Annotated in this window: 16 protein-coding genes (1 of these 16 cut by a window edge); 5 read left to right on the top strand and 11 right to left on the bottom strand. The window is 69.3% G+C overall.

The window, feature by feature from the left end:
* The 8 genes from AAG689_RS24125 to AAG689_RS24090 all read right to left on the bottom strand — a co-directional run.
* On the bottom strand, positions 1-122 hold the start of the coding sequence (locus AAG689_RS24125; protein WP_406624121.1) for a benzoate/H(+) symporter BenE family transporter. It extends 1,072 nt beyond the left edge of the window; 122 of the gene's 1,194 nt are visible here — the first part of the coding sequence; it begins with the start codon at positions 120-122; its stop codon lies off the left edge, out of view.
* Positions 123-230: 108 nt separating this feature from the next.
* Complete coding sequence (locus AAG689_RS24120) at positions 231-2,102, bottom strand: potassium transporter Kup (RefSeq protein ID WP_020229459.1); 1,872 nt, start codon at positions 2,100-2,102, stop codon at positions 231-233.
* 120 nt (positions 2,103-2,222) lie between these two features.
* Complete coding sequence (gshA, locus tag AAG689_RS24115) at positions 2,223-3,518, bottom strand: glutamate--cysteine ligase (RefSeq protein ID WP_406624120.1); 1,296 nt, start codon at positions 3,516-3,518, stop codon at positions 2,223-2,225.
* A 45-nt stretch (positions 3,519-3,563) separates the two neighbouring features.
* Entirely contained in the window at positions 3,564-5,030 is a 1,467-nt protein-coding gene (locus AAG689_RS24110; protein ID WP_406624119.1) for a TrkH family potassium uptake protein, read from the bottom strand.
* A 7-nt stretch (positions 5,031-5,037) separates the two neighbouring features.
* A complete protein-coding gene (gene trkA, locus AAG689_RS24105) occupies positions 5,038-6,498 on the bottom strand; it encodes a Trk system potassium transporter TrkA (RefSeq protein ID WP_406624118.1) in 1,461 nt (486 codons plus the stop codon).
* Positions 6,499-6,511: 13 nt separating this feature from the next.
* Positions 6,512-7,792: a glutamate-5-semialdehyde dehydrogenase gene (locus AAG689_RS24100; protein WP_406624117.1), complete on the bottom strand. Its 1,281-nt coding sequence runs from the start codon at positions 7,790-7,792 to the stop codon at positions 6,512-6,514.
* Positions 7,789-9,267: a sensor histidine kinase gene (locus tag AAG689_RS24095; protein WP_406624116.1), complete on the bottom strand. Its 1,479-nt coding sequence runs from the start codon at positions 9,265-9,267 to the stop codon at positions 7,789-7,791. The genes AAG689_RS24100 and AAG689_RS24095 overlap by 4 nt, the downstream gene beginning before the upstream one ends.
* A complete protein-coding gene (locus AAG689_RS24090; RefSeq protein ID WP_406624115.1) occupies positions 9,260-9,934 on the bottom strand; it encodes a response regulator transcription factor in 675 nt (224 codons plus the stop codon). The genes AAG689_RS24095 and AAG689_RS24090 overlap by 8 nt, the downstream gene beginning before the upstream one ends.
* Before the next feature lie 151 nt (positions 9,935-10,085).
* On the opposite strand from AAG689_RS24090, the gene phnD reads away from it, so the two are divergent.
* The 5 genes from phnD (at position 10,086) to AAG689_RS24065 (ending at position 13,890) form a co-directional block, all read left to right on the top strand.
* On the top strand, positions 10,086-11,090 hold the full coding sequence (gene phnD / locus AAG689_RS24085) for a phosphate/phosphite/phosphonate ABC transporter substrate-binding protein (protein ID WP_406624114.1): 1,005 nt from the start codon (positions 10,086-10,088) through the stop codon (positions 11,088-11,090).
* Entirely contained in the window at positions 11,087-11,857 is a 771-nt protein-coding gene (gene phnC / locus AAG689_RS24080; RefSeq protein WP_406624113.1) for a phosphonate ABC transporter ATP-binding protein, read from the top strand. The genes phnD and phnC overlap by 4 nt, the downstream gene beginning before the upstream one ends.
* 161 nt (positions 11,858-12,018) lie before the next feature.
* The gene (phnE, locus tag AAG689_RS24075; protein WP_406624112.1) at positions 12,019-12,801 is read left to right on the top strand and encodes a phosphonate ABC transporter, permease protein PhnE; all 783 of its coding nucleotides are present in this window, start codon (positions 12,019-12,021) and stop codon (positions 12,799-12,801) included.
* Positions 12,794-13,591: a phosphonate ABC transporter, permease protein PhnE gene (gene phnE / locus AAG689_RS24070; protein ID WP_406624111.1), complete on the top strand. Its 798-nt coding sequence runs from the start codon at positions 12,794-12,796 to the stop codon at positions 13,589-13,591. Before phnE (AAG689_RS24075) ends, phnE (AAG689_RS24070) begins: the two co-directional genes overlap by 8 nt.
* 11 nt (positions 13,592-13,602) lie before the next feature.
* Positions 13,603-13,890, top strand: coding sequence for a hypothetical protein (locus AAG689_RS24065; RefSeq protein ID WP_020230639.1), 288 nt, complete (start codon positions 13,603-13,605; stop codon positions 13,888-13,890).
* Positions 13,891-13,926: 36 nt separating this feature from the next.
* Here AAG689_RS24065 and holA read toward each other — a convergent pair whose 3' ends face one another.
* The 3 genes from holA to leuS form a co-directional block, all read right to left on the bottom strand.
* On the bottom strand, positions 13,927-14,976 hold the full coding sequence (holA, locus tag AAG689_RS24060) for a DNA polymerase III subunit delta (protein ID WP_020230638.1): 1,050 nt from the start codon (positions 14,974-14,976) through the stop codon (positions 13,927-13,929).
* Positions 14,977-15,028: 52 nt separating this feature from the next.
* Positions 15,029-15,529 (bottom strand): LPS assembly lipoprotein LptE, encoded by a 501-nt coding sequence (gene lptE / locus AAG689_RS24055; RefSeq protein WP_406624110.1) that lies wholly within the window; start codon positions 15,527-15,529, stop codon positions 15,029-15,031.
* Positions 15,530-15,687: 158 nt separating this feature from the next.
* Positions 15,688-18,393 carry a leucine--tRNA ligase gene (leuS, locus tag AAG689_RS24050; RefSeq protein ID WP_406624109.1) on the bottom strand — a complete coding sequence of 902 codons (2,706 nt, stop codon included), beginning with the start codon at positions 18,391-18,393 and terminating at the stop codon, positions 15,688-15,690.
* Between the last annotated feature and the right edge of the window lie 51 nt (positions 18,394-18,444).

The following is an 18,444-nucleotide window of genomic DNA, read 5'->3' as shown; positions in this document are numbered from 1 at the left end:
GGCGTGGCGCCGAACGCCTGGGCCGCCTGGAACACGATGGCCACCGAGCTGGTGAAGCCCACGAGCACGGCGACGAACCCTGCCGTGAACGCAGACAGGCTCAGGTCTTTGAAGAATCGCATGGCGCCCGATTGTGGCAGCTCCCCCGGCCGGGCGCTGGGCACGGGCATTCAAAAAGCATAGCTGCTTGCGCTTGACTGGCAAGCGCTAGAGACCAAAATTGCTCTCAATCAGATTTCCACCTTCGAGCCCAGCTCCACCACCGCATTGCTGGGCAGGTGCAGGAAGGCCGCCACGCCGCTGGCGTTGTGGTGCATCTGCGCGAACAGTTTTTCGCGCCAGGGCGCCATGCCGCTGCCGATGGTGGGCACCACCACGTCGCGCGACAGGAAATAGCTGGTGCTCATGGCGTGCAGCTCGCAGCCGCGGCCCTGCATGAGGCCCAGGGCGCTGGGCAGGTCCAGCTCGTTCTTGAAGCCGTAGTTCACGGTGACCTGCCAGCAGTCTCCGCCCAGCGCCTGCACCTGCAGCCGCTGGTCCAGGCCGATCCAGGGCGTCTCGTGGTAGCGCACGGTCACGAACAGGTTCTGCCGGTGCAGCACCTTGTTGTGCTTGAGGTTGTGCAGCAACGCATTGGGCACGATGCCCGGCTCGGCGCTCAGGAACACGGCCGTGCCGTCCACGCGGACGGGCGGGTGGGCCAGCACCGAGGCCAGGAAGTCCGGCAGGCCGATGGCCTCCTCGCGCAACCGGTCGTTGAGCAGTTCGCGGCCGCGCTTCCAGGTCATCATGAGCGTGAACACCAGCGCGCCGATCAGCAGCGGGAACCAGCCGCCCTGCAGCAGCTTGAGCAGGTTGGAGGAGAAGAACGCCAGGTCCACGACGAAGAAGAACCCGGTGGCCGCCAGGCACAGCGCCAGCGGATAGCCCCATCCGTAGCGGATCACGAAGAAGGTGAGCACGGTGGTGATCAGCATGTCCAGCGTCACCGCGATGCCGTAGGCCGCCGCCAGGTTGCTGCTGGAGCGGAACATGACCACCGCCAGCACGATGGCGACGAACAGGCTCCAGTTGACGAAGGGCAGGTAGATCTGGCCCGTGTCCCGCACGCTGGTGTGCAGGATGTTCAGCCGCGGCAGGTAGCCGAGCTGGATCACCTGCTTGGTGACGCTGAACGCCCCGGTGATGAGCGCCTGCGACGCGATCACCGTGGCCATGGTGGCGAGCAGCACCAGCGGCAGCAGCGCCCAGTCGGGCGCCATCATGAAGAACGGGTTCTTCACCGCGGCCGGATCGGCCAGCAGCAGTGCGCCCTGGCCGAAGTAGTTGACGGTCAGCGCCGGCATGGCCACGCTGAACCAGGCGATGCGGATCGGGCGCTTGCCGAAGTGGCCCAGGTCGGCATACAGCGCCTCGGCGCCGGTGACGCACAGCACCACCGCGCCCAGGATGATGAAGCTGACGCCCGGGTTGTGCCAGATGAAGCCCAGCGCATGGTGCGGACCCAGGGCGCCCAGGATCTCGGGGTGGCCCGCGATGTGGGGCACGGCGAGCAGCGCGATCGACAGGAACCAGGCCAGCATCAGCGGCCCGAAATAGCGCCCGATGCCCGCCGTGCCGCGCTTTTGCACGGCGAATAGCCCGAACAGCACCACCAGCGTGAGCGGGATGACGGCCTTGCGGAAGTGGGGCGACACCACCTCCAGCCCCTCGATGGCCGAGAGCACCGAGATCGCCGGCGTGATCACCCCGTCGCCATAGAAGAGCGAGGTGCCGAAGATGCCCACCACCAGCATGCCGCTGCGCAGCCGCGGATGGCGCTGCTTGAGCGCCTGCGAGGCCAGCGCCAGCATGGCGATCAGCCCGCCTTCGCCATGGTTGTCGGCGCGCAGCACCAGCACCACGTATTTCAGCGAGACGATGACCGTGAGCGTCCAGAACAGGATGGAGAGCACGCCGTAGACGTTGGCGTGCGTGAACGGCACATGCCCGGAGCCGAACACCTCCTTGACCGCGTACAGCACGCTGGTGCCGATATCGCCATAGACGACGCCGATGGCGCCCAGGGTGAGCGCGGCGAGCGATGACTTGGAATGTTGCACTGCAGGTTGCCGGTGCCCGGAGGCATCGGCGGGTCAAGCGGGATCGCCATTGTGCGCCGCGCCTGCGCGGCGTGCATGCCCCCGCCGCCGATGTTGCAACGCAGCAACTGGCGGTCGGCGTCAGTCGTAGACCTCGGCCTCGGGGTCGGTGGCTTCCAGCTCGTAGCTCGCCGCCAGCATGGCCAGGCGAGCGATCACGCCGTACATGTAGAAGCGGTTGGGCGCGCTCGCGCCCGGGCGCGCGCCGGGCTGGGGCAGGCGGGTGCTGTGCTCGAAGGCCAGGGGGACGAAGCTGGCGCCGGGGGCGTTCAGGTTCTCGTCCGTGCCGCGCTCGGCGTGCATGCGGTAGAAGCCGCCGACCACGTAGCGGTCCATCATGTAGACCACCGGCTCGGCCACCGCCTGGTGCACTCGCTCCTGCGTGAGCACGCCTTCCTGCACGATCACGTCGTGCACCACCTGGCCGTCCTTGATGACGGCCATCTTGTTCTTGGTCTTGCGGTTCAGGCCGTCAAGCTCCTTGGCGTCGCGCACAGTCATGATGCCCATGCCGTAGGTGCCGTTGTCGGCCTTGACCACGACGAACGGCTTCTCGTTGATGCCGTATTCCTTGTACTTGCGGCGCACCTTGGCCAGCGTGGCGTCGACGGCGCCCTGCAGCGCATCCAGCCCCAAGCCTTCGTTGAAGTCCACGCCCTCGGCGCGGGTGAACAGCGGGTTGATGAGCCAGGGGTCGATGCCCAGCATCTTGCCGAAGCGCTTGGCCACCTCCTCGTAGCTCTGGAAGTGGCGGCTCTTGCGGCGCACGCTCCAGCCCGCGTGCAGCGGCGGCAGCAGGTACTGCTCGTGCAGTTCCTCCAGGATGCCCGGGGGGCCGGCCGACAGGTCGTTGTTCAGCAGGATGGTGCAGGGGTCGAAGTTCTTCAGCCCCAGGCGGCGCTTGGTGCGGATCACCGGCTCCAGCACGACGGATTCGCCGTGCGGCAGCGTGACGGTGGTGGTCTTCTTGATGTCCGGGCTGATGGAGCCCACGCGCACGTTGAGCCCGGCCATGTTGAAGATGCGCTGCAGCTGCACCACGTTGGCCAGGTAGAAGGTGTTGCGCGAATGGTTCTCGGGAATGATGAGCAGGTTGCGCGCCTCGGGGCAGATCTTCTCGATCGCCGCCATGGCCGCCTGCACCGCCAGCGGCAGCATCTCGTCGGTCAGGTTGTTCCAGCCGCCGGGGAACAGGTTGGTGTCCACCGGCGCGAGCTTGAAGCCCGCGTTGCGGATGTCCACCGAGGTGTAGAACGGCGGCGTGTGCTCCATCCACTCCAGGCGGAACCAGCGCTCGATGGCGGGCATGGAGTCGAGGATGCGCTGCTCCAGTTCGTTGATCGGTCCGGTGAGTGCCGTGATGAGATGGGGAACCATGTATCGCCCTCGGAAAAAGGTTGCGGTCGATTGTAGGGATCAGCCCTAGCGCCGCCAGAACGCCGGCGCCAGCAGCGCCATGAAGCTCAGGATCTCCAGCCGCCCGAGCAGCATGGCGAGCGTGCACACCCAGAGCTGGAAGTCGGTGAGCACCGCGTAGTTCGACGCCGGCCCCAGTAAACCCAGGCCCGGGCCGGTGCAGTGCACGCTCGCCAGCACGGCGGAAAACGCGGTCACCATGTCCAGGTCGGTCAGCAGCAGCACCATGCTCAGCGTGATGACGGTGGCGCCGTACATCAGCATGAAGGCCAGCACCGAGAAGATCATGCGGTTGTCCACCACGCCCTCGCCCAGCCGCACGGGCTGCACCGCGCGCGGGTGCACGATGCGCGTCATCTCGCGGCGCGCCTGCTTGAGCAGGATGAGCATGCGCACCATCTTGATGCCCCCGCCCGTCGATCCCGCGCTGGTGGCCACGCCCGACAGCAGCAGCATGAACACCGGCGCGAACACCGGCCAGGCGAGGTAGTCGGTGGTGGTGAAGCCGGTCGTCGTGGCGACGGAGACGACGTGGAACATGCCGAAGCGCAGCGCCTCCAGCGGCCCGTACACGCCCTTGGCCCACAGCAGCAGCGCCACCAGCAGCCCGCCGCCGATCAGCGCGGCCATGGTGGCGCGCATCTCGGGGTCGCGCCAGAAACCCTGCCAGTTGCCCTTGCGCAGGGCGATGAAATACAGGGCGAAGTTGCAGCTCGCGCACAGCATGAACACCAGCGCGATCGCTTCCACCAGCGGCGAGTGGTAGTAGCCCAGGCTCTCGTCGTGCGGCGACAGCCCGCCCAGGCTCACCGTGGCGAACATGTGCATGAGCGCTTCCTGCGGCGCCATGCCGGCCAGCCAGTAGGCCAGCGCACAGGCCAGCGAGAACAGCACGTAGACGCCCCACAGGCCCTTGGCCGTCTCGGTCATGCGCGGGGTGAGCTTGGTGTCCTTCACCGGGCCGGCCGCCTCGGCCTTGAAGAGCTGGCTGCCTCCCACGCCCAGCAGCGGCAGCACGGCCACGGCCAGGATCAGGATGCCCATACCGCCGATCCACTGCATGAAGGTGCGCCACACGTTCACCGACAGCGGCAGCGTGTCCAGGCGCGCCAGCACCGTGGAGCCGGTGGTGGTCAGGCCCGAGACGGCCTCGAAATACGCATGCGTGAACGACATCGGCCGGCCGATGGCCTGCATCACCATCAGCAGCGGCAGCGCCGCGAAGAACGGGATCACCATCCACACCAGCGACACCAGCATCACGCCGTGGCGCGGCAGCAGCTCGCGCCGGTGCTCGCGCAGGCCTACCCAGAGGATGGCGCTGGACAGGCAGGTGACGCAGATCGCCAGCGCGTACTGCGGCCACAGCCCCTCGTGCGCCCACAGCGACGCGGCCAGCGGCACGCACAGCGAGACGGCGAACATGGCCAGCAGCGCTCCGAGCACGCGCAGGACGGGCAGCACATCGGACATGGCGGCGTCAGAAGAAGGTCGCGCTCACGCGGAACAGCCGCTCCACCTCGCGCACCAGGCGCTTGTGGGGCAGGAAGAACACCACGTGGTCGTTGCTCTCGATCACCGTGTGGCTGCGCGGGATGATCACCTGCGGCTCGGCAGCGGCGGCGGCGCCCTGTGCATCGCCCGCATCGGGCAGGCCGCGCACGATCAGGCCCATGTGCACCTCGGCCGGCAGGTGGATCTCGCTGACCTTGCGCCCCACCACGCGCGAACTCTTGCGGTCGCCGCGCGCCACGATCTCCAGCGCCTCGGCCACGCCGCGGCGCAGGCTGTGCACCGCCTGCACGTCGCCGCGGCGCACGTAGGCCAGCAGCTCGCCCAGCATGGCCTGCGCGGGCGACAGGGCGATGTCGATCTGCGTGCCGTGCATCAGGTCGGCGTAGGTGCGGCGGTTGATGAGGGCCAGCACGCGGCTCGCGCCCATGCGCTTGGCGAGCAGGCAGGACATGATGTTGTCCTCGTCGTCGTCGGTGAGCGCGAGGAACAGGTCCACCTCCTCGATGCTCTCCTCGCTCAGCAGGTCCTCGTCGGTGGCGTCGCCCTGCAGCACGAGGATGTCGGACGGCAGCTCGGAGGCCAGCGCCACGCAGCGCTCCTGGCTCTCCTCCAGGATCTTGATGTGGAAGCGCCCCGACTGCCCGAGCTGCCGCGCCAGCCGCATCCCCACGCGCCCGCCGCCCGCGACCATGATGCGCCGCACCGGCCGCGCCGGATGGCCGTTCTGGTGGTAGAGCGCCGCCAGCACCTGCGGGATCTGCTCGCGCGCGGAGAGCACGAACACCTCGTCGCCCGGCTCCACGCGGGTGGAGCCGTCGCAAGGCACGAAGCGGTCAGGCTCATCGGGGAAGCGCCGGTAGATGGCCACGATGCGCATGGCCACGTCGGGCGCGGTCTCGCGCATGGTGGCGATGCGCATGCCCACCATGGACGCGCCGGGGCGCGCACGCACCGACACCAGGCAGGCGCGCCCGCCCGCGAACTCGCGCACCTGCAGCGCCTCGGGGTATTCGACGAGCTTGCCGATGTAGCGCGTCAGCGACTCCTCGGGACAGATGATGCGGTCCACGCCGAAGCCGTCCTTGCCCAGCAGCTGGTCGTCGTGCTCCAGCGCGAAGCCCGACGAGCGCACGCGCGCGATGCGCGTGGGAATGTTGAACACCAGCTGCGCCACCTTGCAGCAGACCAGGTTGGTCTCGTCCTGCGCGGCGCAGGCGATCAGCAGGTCGGTGTCGCGCGCGCCGGCTTCGGCCAGCACCTGCGGATCGATGCCGTTGCCCACCACGCCGCGCAGGTCGAAGCGCGCCTCCAGCTCGCGCAGGCGCTCCGCGTCGGTGTCGATGACGGTGATGTCGTTTTTCTCGGAAACCAGGCTGTCGGCCACGCTGTAGCCCACGCGGCCGGCGCCGAGGATGATGATCTTCATGGCGCCGTTGGCGTCAGTGGCGGACTTCGCCCTCGCCCAGCACGATCCACTTGAGCGACGTGAGGCCTTCGATGCCCACGGGCCCGCGCGCGTGGAACTTGTCGGTGCTGATGCCGATCTCCGCGCCCAGCCCGTACTCGAAGCCGTCGGCGAAGCGCGTGCTGGCGTTGACCATCACGCTGGCCGAATCCACGTCGCGCAGGAAGCGCTGGGCGTGCAGGTGGTCGCGCGTGAGGATGGCGTCGGTGTGGTGGCTGCCGTAGCGGTTGATGTGCGCGATGGCTTCATGCACCCCCGCCACCACCTTCACGCTGATGATGGGCGCGAGGTATTCCTCGCCCCAGTCGGCCTCGGTGGCCTCGGCCAGATGGGCGCCGGGCACGGCGCGCAGGATCGCCAGCGCCTCGGCGTCGCAGCGCATCTCCACGCCCTTGGCGGCGTAGACGGCACCGATGCGCGGCAGGAAGTCGGCCGCCACGCCGCGTGCCACCAGCAGGCCTTCACTGGCGTTGCAGGGGCTGTACTTCTGGGTCTTGGCGTTGTCGGCCACCTTCACGGCCATGTCCAGGTCGCAGGGATCGTCCACATACGTATGGCAGTTGCCGTCCAGGTGCTTGATGACGGGCACCTTGGCCTCGCGGCTGATGCGCTCGATCAGGCCCTTGCCGCCGCGCGGGATGACCACGTCCACGTACTGCGGCATGGCGATGAGCTGGCCCACGGCCTCGCGGTCGGTGGTCTGCACGAGCTGCACCGCGTCCTGCGGCAGGCCGGCCTCGGCCAGCGCCTGCTGCACCAGCCGGGCCAGCGCCTTGTTGGAGTCGATGGCCTCGGAGCCGCCGCGCAGGATGCAGGCGTTGCCGCTCTTGATGGACAGGCTGGCCGCCTCGATGGTCACGTTGGGCCGGCTCTCGTAGATCATGCCGAACACCCCGATGGGCACGCGCATCTGGCCCACGCGGATGCCGCTGGGCTGCTGCTTCATCCCGAGCACCTCGCCGATGATGTCGGGCATGGCCGCGAGCTGCTCGCAGCCCTGGGCGCAGGTCTCCAGCACCTTCGGGCTGAGCTTGAGCCGGTCGACCATGGGCTCGGCCAGGCCGGCGGCACGGGCGCGCTCCAGGTCGCGCGCGTTGTCCGCCTGCAGCGGCAGGACGCTCTCGCGCAACAAGCGCGCCAAGGCCAGCAACGCTTTGTTTTTGATAGCTGCTGGCGCTTGCGCCATAAGCGCTGAGGCCATTTTTGCCTGCAAACCAAGCGTCTGGGTGTATTCGGCGATGTGGAGCGCGTTCATGGGCGTGATTCTGACGCATCGGGCCGCCCGGCGCTGGCGCCGGGCCACCCCGGCAGCACGAGTGTGGCATCGAGCCCGCGCACGGCGCCGTCCACCCGGCGGTTCTCCACCACCAGGCGGCCGCCGCAGGCCTGGGCCAGGTCGCGGCAGATGGCCAAACCCAGGCCGGCGCCCCTGCCGCCCACCGCGCCGCTGACGAAGGGCACGAACAGGTCGCGCTGCATCTGCGCGGACAGGCCCGGCCCGTCGTCGTGCACCACCAGGCGCACGCCCTGTGCGTCCTGCTGCAGGCGCATGCCCAGCGCGCCGCCCTCGGGCGTGTAGGTCAAGGCGTTGTGCAGCAGGTTCATGGCGATCTCGCGCACCATCCAGGCCGGCCCCGTCCAGGGGCAGGGCTCGGCATCGAGCTGGAAGTCCTGGTGGCGTGCGGCGATGAGCGGCGACAGCTCCACGGCCACCTCCTCCAGCAGCGCGCGCAGGTCCACCGTGGCGATCTGCTCCGCGGGCACGCCGGCGCGCGCACGGTTCCATGCCAGCAGCTGCTGCACCACGCGCGCGGTGCGGCGCGTGGTGGCGGCCACCTGCTCCAGGGCCTCGCGTGCGGGCAGTTCGCCCGCCAGGCCGGCATGGGCCTGCAACTGCAGCACGGCCAGCGGCGTGCGCAGCTGGTGCGAGGCGTCGGCCACGAAGCGCTGCTGCGCCGCCTGCGCCTCGCGCGCGCGCTCCAGCAGGCCGTTGAAGGCGCTCACCGCGGGCAGCAGCTCCTGCGGGGTCTGCGGCTGCACGGCCACGGGCTCCAGGTCGGTGGCCGGGCGCGCCTCCAGCTGGCGCGCGAACACGCGCAGGGGGCGCAGGGCCACGGTGGCCACGCACCAGATCAGCACCACCAGCAGGGCCAGCAGCGCCGACTGGCGCGCCAGCGTCTGCCAGAGGATGCCGCGCGCGATGCGGTCGCGGTACTGCGAGGGCTCGCCCACCTGCACCACCACGTAGCGCATGCCGTCGTGCGTCTCCACGGGCTGCCACAGCGCCGCCATGCGCACGGGCTCGCCCGCGAGCTGCGTGCCGTAGAGCGCCAGGCGCACGCCGTAGCGCGGGTGCACGGGCGCCAGGCCCGCATAGGGCGCCACGGCGCGCTCGCCCGCGAGGTATTCGCCGTTCAGGTAGCTCACGCGGTAGATCATGCGGCTGCGCGTGACGGCGTCGCCGCGCCGGCCGGCCACCTCGGCCTCGTCGCCGTAGAGCTCCAGCGCCGCGTGCGGCAGGGTGATCTGCAGCTCGCCGCCCTCCAGGTGGATCAGGTCGGCCAGCGCGTGGGCCGAGGTGACCAGCAGCCGGTCGAACGCGCTCTGCGCAATGCCCGCCGCCGCGCGGTACGAGGCCCAGGCATCCACCAGGATGAACAGCGCCACCGGCAGCGCCAGCCACAGCATCAGCCTCTGGCGCACCGCACGGCCGCCGCGGCGCTCAGCCATGGGGCGACCGCACTTCCTGGATCAGGTAGCCCAGGCCGCGCAGCGTGGTGATCTGCACCTGCGTGTGGGCCAGCTTCTTGCGCAGGCGGTGCACCACCACCTCCACGGCGTCGGGCTGGCTCGGCGGCTCGGAGCCGAAGGCCAGCGCGGTGAGCCGGGCCTTGGTGATGGCGCGGCCCGGGTGCTCCATCAACCCCGCGAGCAGTGCGCTCTCGCGCGGCGTGAGTTCCAGCGCCTGCGAGCCCCAGTAGAAGGCGCCGGCGCCCCGGTCCAGGCGCAGCTCGCCGCAGCGCGGCTCGTCCTGCACGCCCGCGCGGCGCGCAAGGGCGCGCAGGCGGGCCTCCAGCTCGTCGGGGTCGAAGGGCTTGGCGAGGTAGTCGTCCGCCCCGGCGTTGAGCCCGGCCACGCGGTCGCCCACGGCGCCGCGCGCGGTGAGCACGAGCACCGGCAGCGCCAGGCCCCGCGCGCGCAGGCGCTGCAGCAGCTGCAGCCCGTCCATGCCGGGCAGGCCCAGGTCGAGCACGACGAGCTCGAACAGCTCGCGCTCCAGCAGGTGCAGCGCCTCGGCGCCGTGGGTGCAGTGCGTGACGTGGAAGCCCCGCCGCGTGAGCAGGCGCGTGAGGGCGCCGCTCAGGTCGAAGTCGTCCTCGACGACGAGCACCCTCATGCTTGCGCTCCGTCAGGGCTAGGGTTACTCCGGTCGGTTTTGAAAGGCAATTGAAAGCTCTCTGAAGGCAGGACGAAAGGATAGCGCCACGGCGCGCGGGGCGGCTTCCTATAGTCGGGCACATTTTTCTGGATCGCCTGCGAGGAACGCCATGCCCAACACCTCTTCCACCCCCATCGTCCTGCGCGGCGCCTTCGCCGCCGCCGTGCTGCTGGCCGCCGCCGGCGCCCAGGCGCAGGACGCCTGCGCCCACCGCGGCGACCTCGACGCGCAGTTCTGCGACGCCAACCGCGACCTGGTGGCCGACACGCCCACCGACCCCAAGCGCCTGAAGGACCCGGGCACGCTGGTGTTCGCCTTCACGCCCGTGGAAGACCCCTCCATCTACGAGAAACTGTTCCGCCCCTTCATGGGCCACCTGTCGCAGTGCGTGGGCAAGAAGGTGGTGTTCTTCCCCGTGCAGTCCAACGCCGCGCAGATCGAAGCCATGCGCTCGGGCCGCCTGCACATCGCCGCGTTCTCGCCGGGCCCGGTGAACTTCGCGGTGAACCTGTCGGGCGCCGTGCCGTTCGCCATCCGCGGCAACGACCAGGGCCCGGTGGGCATGTACCTGAAGATGATCGTGCGCAAGGACAGCCCCTACCAGAAGCTCGAAGACCTGAAGGGCAAGCGCATCGCGCACACCTCGCCCTCGTCCAACTCGGGCAACCTGGCGCCGCGCGCGCTGTTCCCCAAGATCGGCCTGACGCCCGACACCGACTACAAGGTGGTCTATTCGGGCAAGCACGACCAGTCCATCCTCGGCGTGAAGACGGGCGACTACGACGCCGCCCCCGTGGCCAGCGACGTGCTGCAGCACATGACCGAGCGCGGCGTGGTCAAGGGCGACGATTTCCGCGTGCTCTACACCAGCCAGATGTTCCCCACGGACGCCTACGCCTACGCGCACAACCTGGCGCCCGCGCTGCAGGACAAGATCAAGCAGTGCTTCTTCGACTACAAGGTGCCGGCCGAGATGGCCAAGGGCCTGGGCGGCGACCGCTTCCTGCCCATCACCTACCAGAAGGACTGGGAGCTGGTGCGCTCCGTGGCCGCCGCCTCCGGCGAACTGTTCACGCGCGAGGCCTTCGACAAGGCCGCCGCGGGCAAGAAGTGAGCGGCGCGCTGCACATCGAGCGGCTGGTCAAGGAGTACAAGCCCGGCGCGCCGGTGCTCAAGTCGATCGACCTCGCCATCGAGGGCACGGGGCTCACGAGCATCATCGGCCCCTCGGGCACGGGCAAGTCCACGCTGATCCGCTGCATCAACCGGCTGGTCGCGCCCACGTCGGGCCGCATCCTGCTGGACCTGCCGGGCGAGCGCGTGGACATGGCCCAGCTGCAGGGCCGCGCGCTGCGCCGCGCGCGCCGGCACATCGGCATGGTGTTCCAGGAATACAACCTCGTGGAGCGCCTGTCGGTCATGGAGAACGTGCTCACCGGCCGCCTGGGCTACCTCTCGGCCTGGCGCGCGTGGCGCCGCCAATTCGACCCTGACGACGTGGAGCGCGCCTACGCGCTACTCGATACCGTGGGCCTGGCCGCGTTCGCCGGCCAGCGCGCCGACGCGCTGAGCGGCGGCCAGCGCCAGCGCGTGGGCATCGCGCGCGCGCTGATGCAGCAGCCCGCCGTGCTGCTGGCCGACGAGCCCACCTCGTCGCTCGACCCCAAGACCTCGGTAGAGATCATCCAGCTGCTGCGCGAACAGGGCGTGCAGCGCGGCATCCCGGTGATGGTCAACATCCACGACGTGGAGCTGGCACGCCGCTACTCCGACCGCATCGTCGGCATGACGGGCGGCCACGTGGTCTACGACGGCCCGCCCGGCGGCCTCACCGAAGACCACCTGCACACGATCTACGGCGGCAAGGCATGGCTGGAGTGAAACGACAACCCCCTGAGCGGCTGCGCCGCTTCCCCTTCTCTCGGCTTCGCCGGGAAGGGGACGCCGCCCGTGCGGCGGGGCGGCCCTTGCACGGCGGCCCTCGCCTGGCGCACGCCGGTTGCATGGGGCGCGTGCGACGCACAGCATCGTGGAGAACTGGAATGAAATCCGCCATTCCCCGTCCCTTCGCCTGGAGCACGGGCCACAAGCTGGCCCTGGCCGCCATGCTGGCCTACTGCGCCTGGAGCCTGGCAGGCATGGGCGTGTCGCCCGAGCGCCTGGCCTCCGGCTGGGAGCAGGGCGCGAAGTTCATCGGCCGCATGTTCCCGCCCGAGCTGGGCAAGATGGACGAGCTCTGGCAGGGCATCAAGGAGACGCTGCAGATCGCCGTGCTGGCCACGGCGCTGGGCTTGCTGCTGAGCCTGCCCGTGGGCCTGCTCGCGGCGGCCAACCTCTCGCCCGCCCCGCTGCGCATGGCCGGCCGCGCGCTGATCGCCGCCTGCCGCGCGCTGCACCCGGTCATCAGCGCCATCCTGTTCGTGAAGGCCGTGGGCTTCGGGCCGCTGGCGGGCATCCTGGCGCTGGTGGTGGCCACCGTGGGCTTCGTGGGCAAGCTGTTCGCCGACGCGATCGAGGAAATCTCGCCCAAGCCCATCGAGGCCATGCGCGCCACCGGCGCCTCGTTCGCCAACGTGGTGCTGTTCGGCGTGCTGCCGCAGGTGGCGTCGCGCTTCGTGGGCTTTTCCACCTACCAGCTCGACTCCAACCTGCGCAACTCCACCATGGTCGGCATCGTGGGCGCGGGCGGCATCGGCGGCGCGCTGTTCGCGGCCTTCCTGCGCTACGAGTACAGCTTCGTGTTCACCATCCTCGCCACCGTGATCGCCATCATCGTCGTGGGGGAGATCGTGGTGAACGCCGTGCGAAAGGCCCTCGATGTCTGAGCACGCAATGCAATGGCAGCGCCATAGCCCGGGCCAGCGCCTGCTGCGCTACGCGCTGTGGCTGTTCACCGTGGCCGCCATCGTGCAGGCCGCGCGCACGGTGGAGGTGATCCCCGAGTTCCTGGCCGACGCGCCCGAGCAGATGGCCGACATGCTGCGGCGCATGTGGCCCGTGGACTGGGGCTATTACCGCGAAGGCGTGCATGCCGCGCTCATGGAGACGCTGCACATGGCCACGCTGGGCACACTGCTGTCGCTGGCCCTGGCGCTGCCGCTGGGCGTGATGGTGGCGCCCAACGTCACGCGCAGCCGCACGCTGAACCTCGTCGCGCGCGTGCTGCTCGTGGCCAGCCGCTCGGTCAACTCGCTCGTGTGGGCGCTGCTGTTCGTGGCCATCTTCGGGCCGGGGCCGCTCGCGGGCATGCTGGCGATCGCGCTGCGCTCGGTGGGCTTCGTGGGCAAGCTGGTGGGCGAGGCGCTGGAGCAGGCGCCGCGCGGCCCCATCGAGGCGCTGCAGGCCGCGGGCGCCTCGCGCTTCGCGCAGCTCTGGTACGGGCATTGGCCGCACATCAAGCCGGCCTTCTGGTCGGTGGCGCTGCTGCGCTGGGACATCAACGTGCGCGAATCGGGCGTGCTCGGCCTCGTGGGCGCGGGCGGCATCGGCGTGGTGCTCAACACCGCCATCGACCTGTTCCACTGGAACCGCGTGGCGCTGGTGCTCGCTGCCATCTTCGCCGTGGTGGTGGTGGCCGAGGTCGTGGTGCTGCAGATCCGCAAGCGGGTGCTGTAGGCTCGCCTGTCATGACCGCCGACCTCGCCGCCCTCCAGCTGGACAACCTGCACAGCGACCTGCAGGCCCTGCGCGACATGCGCATCACCAACCACGCCTTCAGCGCCGCCGCACGCGGCCACGCCGTGCTGCTGGCGGCCCTGCCGCCGCGCTACGGCGAGGTGCTGCTGGGCCTGCTGGACCGGCTGGAGGCCGGCGCGCTGTTCACCGAGGAAAGCTGCTCGTTCAGCCACAAGGAGCTGGTGGACAGCCTGGAACTCTGGGTGGAAAAGGCGCGCACGGCGCTCCTCAAAAAATAGCTTCCCGCGCTTGTCCGGCAAGCGCTGGAGCCATTTTCAACGTGCAACCTTGCACACCTGCAGCGCCAGCCGCTGCAGCGCCTGCCAGCCGTCCGTGGGCCAGTCGGGCGCCTTCAGGCCCTTGACGATGCCGTCCACCACGTGGGCCGACTGCAGCAGGCGCGCCAGGGCCGCGTCGCTGGCCTGGGGCAGGATGCGCTCGAACAGGCGCTCCTTCGCGCCCCAGACGCGGTTCTCGCGCAGGGCCATGGGCAGGGGCTTGCCGGCGTTCATGGCGTCCTTCACGCGCTTGAGGGCGCGGATGTCTTCGGCCAGCGTCCAGTGCACGAGCACCTCGGCCTCGCCCTCGGCCTGCAGGCCGTCGAGCATGCGCTGCATGCGCGCGACCTGGCCGGAGAGCACGGCCTCGCTGAGCTTGAACACGTCGTAGCGCGCTACGTTGAGCACGGCCGCTTCGACCTGCGCCCAGGTCAGCTCGCCCTCGGGGTGGAGCAGCGCGAGCTTCTGGATCTCCTGGTGCGCGGCGAGCAGGTTGCCTTCCACACGGTCGGCGAAGAACTGCAGCGTGCGCTGGCCTTCCTCGCCCGCCACCACGCGCTGGCCCTGGGCCGCGAGGCGCTGGGCGATCCACTGCGGGAGCTGCGCACGCTCCACCGGGTCGATCTGCACGCTGGCGCCCGCCGACTCCAGCGCGCCGAACCACGCGCCGGTGCGGGTGGCCTTGTCGAGCCGGGGCAGCAGCACGATGGTGAGCGTGCTGTCGTTGCCGCGCGCGGACTGGGCGATCTGCTGCAGCGCCGCGCTGCCGTCCTTGCCGGGTTTGCCCGAGGGGATGCGGATCTCGACGATCTGCTTGTCGGCGAACAGGCTCAGGGAGCCGCCGGCCGCGAGCACGGCGCTCCAGTCGAAGTGCGCGCCGGCGACGGTGTGGCTGCTGCGCTCGGTGTAGCCCTGCTCGCGCGCGGCGGCGCGGATGGCGTCCTGCGCCTCCTGCTGCAGCAGCGGCTCGTCGCCGTGCAGCACGTAGAGCGGCTGCACGCCCTTGCGCAGGTGCGCGGCGAGCTGGTTCAGGGGGATTTGAGCCAAATCGGCCTCCAGCGCTTGATGTACAAGCGCGAGTAGCTATTAAATTGATAGCTCACTGAGTCTTGACCACGGCCAGGCGCCGCATGAGCTGCTGCACCAGGTCGGTCTGCATGTTGCGGAACAGCAGCGCCTCTTCGCCCTCCTTGGAGAGCGCGATGGTTTCGTTGTAGCTGATGTCGCGCTGCTGCAGCAGCTCGGTGTCGGGAATCCATTCCTGCCCCTGCTGGCCGCGCAGGCGGAAGTGCACGCGCAGGCGCAGCTGCAGCTCGCGCACCTGGCCCGCGGCGTTCAGGCCGACGACGACGCGCTCCTGCCGCTCGGAGAGCAGGTCCAGGATGGCCTCGGCCTGCGTGAGCTGGGCGGGCTCGGTGAGCACCGCGAGGTCGCCGCCCGCGCCCTGCAGCGTGCGCCGCAGCTCGCGCGCCAGCGGCGAGCTGGCGGGCGCCTGCACGTACAGCGAGCGGAAGCCGAAGCTGGGCGCGCCGCGCAGGCGGAAGCCGCAGGCGGCCAGGGGCAGAACACCCAGGGCGGCAAGCAGAGTGCGTTTATTCATGTCTGATCCATAGCGCTACGCATGAAACTGGCGCCTGTCATGCAAGGGCAGCCGCGCAAGGGCCGCCCCGCCGCGCTGGCTGCGTCCCCTGCCCGCATTGCGCAGCAATGCGAGAGCGGGGGAAGGCGCGAAGCGACTCAGGGGGTGCCCTTTCATCCTCACACCACCACGTTGACCAAACGGCCCGGCACGACGATCACCTTCTTGGGCGTCTTGCCTTCGGCGAATTTCTGGAAATCCTCGCTGGCGACGGCGGCCTGCTCGATGGCGGCCTTGTCGGCCGTGGCGGGCACGCGGATCGCGCCGCGCAGCTTGCCGTTGACCTGCAGCACCAGCTCCAGCTCGTCCTGCTCCAGCGCGGACGGATCGACCTGTGGCCAGGGCGCGTCGAGCAACTCGCCCAGCGTGCCCGCGTAGCCCAGCTCGCGCCACAGCGCATGCGTGATGTGCGGCGTGGCCGGGTAGAGCACGCGCAGCAGGATGCCGAAGCCCTCGATGAGCGCGACCTGCGCGCCCGCGTCCTCCATGGCCTTGAAGTCTTCCAGCGCGTTGATCATCTTCATCGCGCCGGAGACCACGGTGTTGTACTGCATGCGCTGGTAGTCGTAGTCCACCTGCTTGAGCACGGTGTGGATCTCCAGGCGCAGGGCCTTGGCGGCCTTGCCGAACTGCACGTCTTGCAGGCTGCCGGCACCCGCCACGCTGGCGCTGGCCGCTTGCTTGTCGATGGCAGCCAGCTTCACGCCGAAGTTCCACACGCGGCGCAGGAAGCGGTAGCTGCCCTCGACGGCCGCGTCGTTCCACTCCAGCGTCAGCTCGGGCGGGGCGGTGAACATGGTGTACAGGCGCGCGGTGTCGGCACCGTACTTCTCGATCAGGTGCTGCGGGTCGACGCCGTTGTTCTTGGACTTGGACATGGTGCCCACGCCCTCGTAGTCGATGGGCGTGCCCACGGGCAGCAGGCCGTCGCCGCTCTCGGCCGGGTTCTTCAGCTTGGCGCCGATGATCTTGCCCGCGTCATCGAACACGTGCTCCACGTCGTGCGGCCAGAAGTAGTCCTTGCCGCCCTTGGCGGTGCGGCGGCTGTAGATGTGGTTGAGCACCATGCCCTGCGTGAGCAGCTTGGTGAAAGGCTCATCGACCTTGACGAGGCCCAGGTCGCGCATCACCTTGGTCCAGAAGCGCGCGTACAGCAGGTGCAGGATGGCGTGCTCGATACCGCCGATGTACTGGTCCATCGGCATCCAGTAGTCGGCGCCGCCGGCCACCATCTGCGCGGCGTTCTTCGCGTCGCAGTAGCGCATGAAGTACCACGAGCTGTCCACGAAGGTGTCCATCGTGTCCGTCTCGCGGCGCGCGGGTTTGCCGCAGCAGGGGCAGACCACGCCGGCATGGAAGGCCTCGCTTTTCACCAGCGGGTTGCCCGAGCCGTCGGGCACCAGGTCCTGCGGCAGCACCACGGGCAGGTCCTTTTCCGGCACGGGCTGCGGGCCGCAGGCTTCGCAGTGGATGATGGGGATCGGCGTGCCCCAGTAGCGCTGGCGGCTGATGCCCCAGTCGCGCAGGCGCCAGGTGGTCTTGAGCTCGCCCAGGCCCTTTTCATGGAGCGCGTGAGCCACGGCGGCCACGGCCTCCTGGTAGCCCATGCCGCTGAAGTTGTCGGAGTTGATGGTGACGCCGCGTTCCTTGTCGCCGTACCAGTCCTGCCAGTGGTGGTAGTCGAAGGTTTCGCCATCGACCAGCACCACCTGCTTGATCTCGATGCCGTACTTGAGCGCAAACGCGAAATCGCGCTCGTCGTGCGCGGGCACGCCCATCACGGCGCCGTCGCCGTAGCTCATGAGCACGTAGTTGCCCACCCACACCTCCACCGGCTCGCCCGTGATCGGGTGCGTGACGGAAAGGCCGGTCTTCATGCCCTCCTTTTCCTTCACGGCCAGCTCGGCCTCGGTGGTGCCGCCCTTCTTGCATTCCTCGATGAAGGCGGCGAGCTGCGGGTTGCCGGCCGCCGCGTGTGCGCTGAGCGGGTGCTCGGGCGCCACGGCGCAGAAGGTGACGCCCATGATGGTGTCGGCGCGCGTGGTGAAGACGTACATCTTCCCGTCCTGGATCAACTGGCCGTCGGCGCCTTGGATGCCGTGCGTGAACGCGAAGCGCACGCCGCTGGACTTGCCGATCCAGTTCTCCTGCATCAGCCGCACCTTGTCGGGCCAGCCGTTGAGCGTCGCCTTCTCGCCGCCGACCTGCACGTGGTCCAGCAGCTCCTGCGCGTAGTCGGTAATCTTGAGGTAGTAGCCGGGGATCTCGCGCTTTTCCACCGGCGCGCCGGTGCGCCAGCCCTTGCCGTCGATGACCTGCTCGTTGGCGAGCACCGTCTGGTCCACCGGGTCCCAGTTCACCACCTGGGTCTTGCGGTAGGCGATGCCCTTGTCCAGCATCTTCAGGAACAGCCACTGGTTCCAGCGGTAGTAGTCGGGGTCGCAGGTGGCGACCTCGCGGCTCCAGTCGATGGCCAGGCCCATCGCCTGCATCTGCTGCTTCATGTAGGCGATGTTGTCGTAGGTCCACTGCGCGGGCGGCACCTTGTTCTTGAGCGCCGCGTTCTCGGCCGGCAGGCCGAAGGCGTCCCAGCCCATGGGCATGAGGACGTTGTAGCCCTTCATGCGCAGCTGGCGCGTGAGCATGTCGTTGATGGTGTAGTTGCGCACGTGGCCCATGTGCAGCTTGCCGCTGGGGTAGGGCAGCATGGAGCAGGCGTAGAACTTCGGCCGGGCCGCGTCCTCGGTGACGCGGTAGGCGTCCAGGGCGGTCCAGTGGGCATGCGCGGCGCGCTCCACCTCGGTGTGGTTGTATTTGTCTTGCATGGAAGCTGGGAATCTAGGGAACCGTGCCGGGACGCGGTGGTCACAATCGGC

Origin of the sequence: Acidovorax sp. SDU_ACID1, assembly GCF_045291395.1 — a bacterium.
Classification (GTDB): domain Bacteria; phylum Pseudomonadota; class Gammaproteobacteria; order Burkholderiales; family Burkholderiaceae_C; genus MR-S7.
Note: the sequence above shows the minus strand (reverse complement) of the source record. Positions and strands in the feature narration are given on the sequence as shown.

Bases quoted from the DNA above. Each gene is read 5' to 3' on its own strand.
- gshA (WP_406624120.1), bottom strand. From the start codon at position 3,518: ATGGTTCCCCATCTCATCACGGCACTCACCGGACCGATCAACGAACTG.
- AAG689_RS24110 (WP_406624119.1), bottom strand. From the start codon at position 5,030: ATGTCCGATGTGCTGCCCGTCCTGCGCGTGCTCGGAGCGCTGCTGGCC.
- trkA (WP_406624118.1), bottom strand. From the start codon at position 6,498: ATGAAGATCATCATCCTCGGCGCCGGCCGCGTGGGCTACAGCGTGGCC.
- AAG689_RS24100 (WP_406624117.1), bottom strand. From the start codon at position 7,792: ATGAACGCGCTCCACATCGCCGAATACACCCAGACGCTTGGTTTGCAG.
- AAG689_RS24095 (WP_406624116.1), bottom strand. From the start codon at position 9,267: ATGGCTGAGCGCCGCGGCGGCCGTGCGGTGCGCCAGAGGCTGATGCTG.
- AAG689_RS24090 (WP_406624115.1), bottom strand. From the start codon at position 9,934: ATGAGGGTGCTCGTCGTCGAGGACGACTTCGACCTGAGCGGCGCCCTC.
- phnD (WP_406624114.1), top strand. From the start codon at position 10,086: ATGCCCAACACCTCTTCCACCCCCATCGTCCTGCGCGGCGCCTTCGCC.
- phnE (WP_406624112.1), top strand. From the start codon at position 12,019: ATGAAATCCGCCATTCCCCGTCCCTTCGCCTGGAGCACGGGCCACAAG.
- phnE (WP_406624111.1), top strand. From the start codon at position 12,794: ATGTCTGAGCACGCAATGCAATGGCAGCGCCATAGCCCGGGCCAGCGC.
- AAG689_RS24065 (WP_020230639.1), top strand. From the start codon at position 13,603: ATGACCGCCGACCTCGCCGCCCTCCAGCTGGACAACCTGCACAGCGAC.
- lptE (WP_406624110.1), bottom strand. From the start codon at position 15,529: ATGAATAAACGCACTCTGCTTGCCGCCCTGGGTGTTCTGCCCCTGGCC.
- leuS (WP_406624109.1), bottom strand. From the start codon at position 18,393: ATGCAAGACAAATACAACCACACCGAGGTGGAGCGCGCCGCGCATGCC.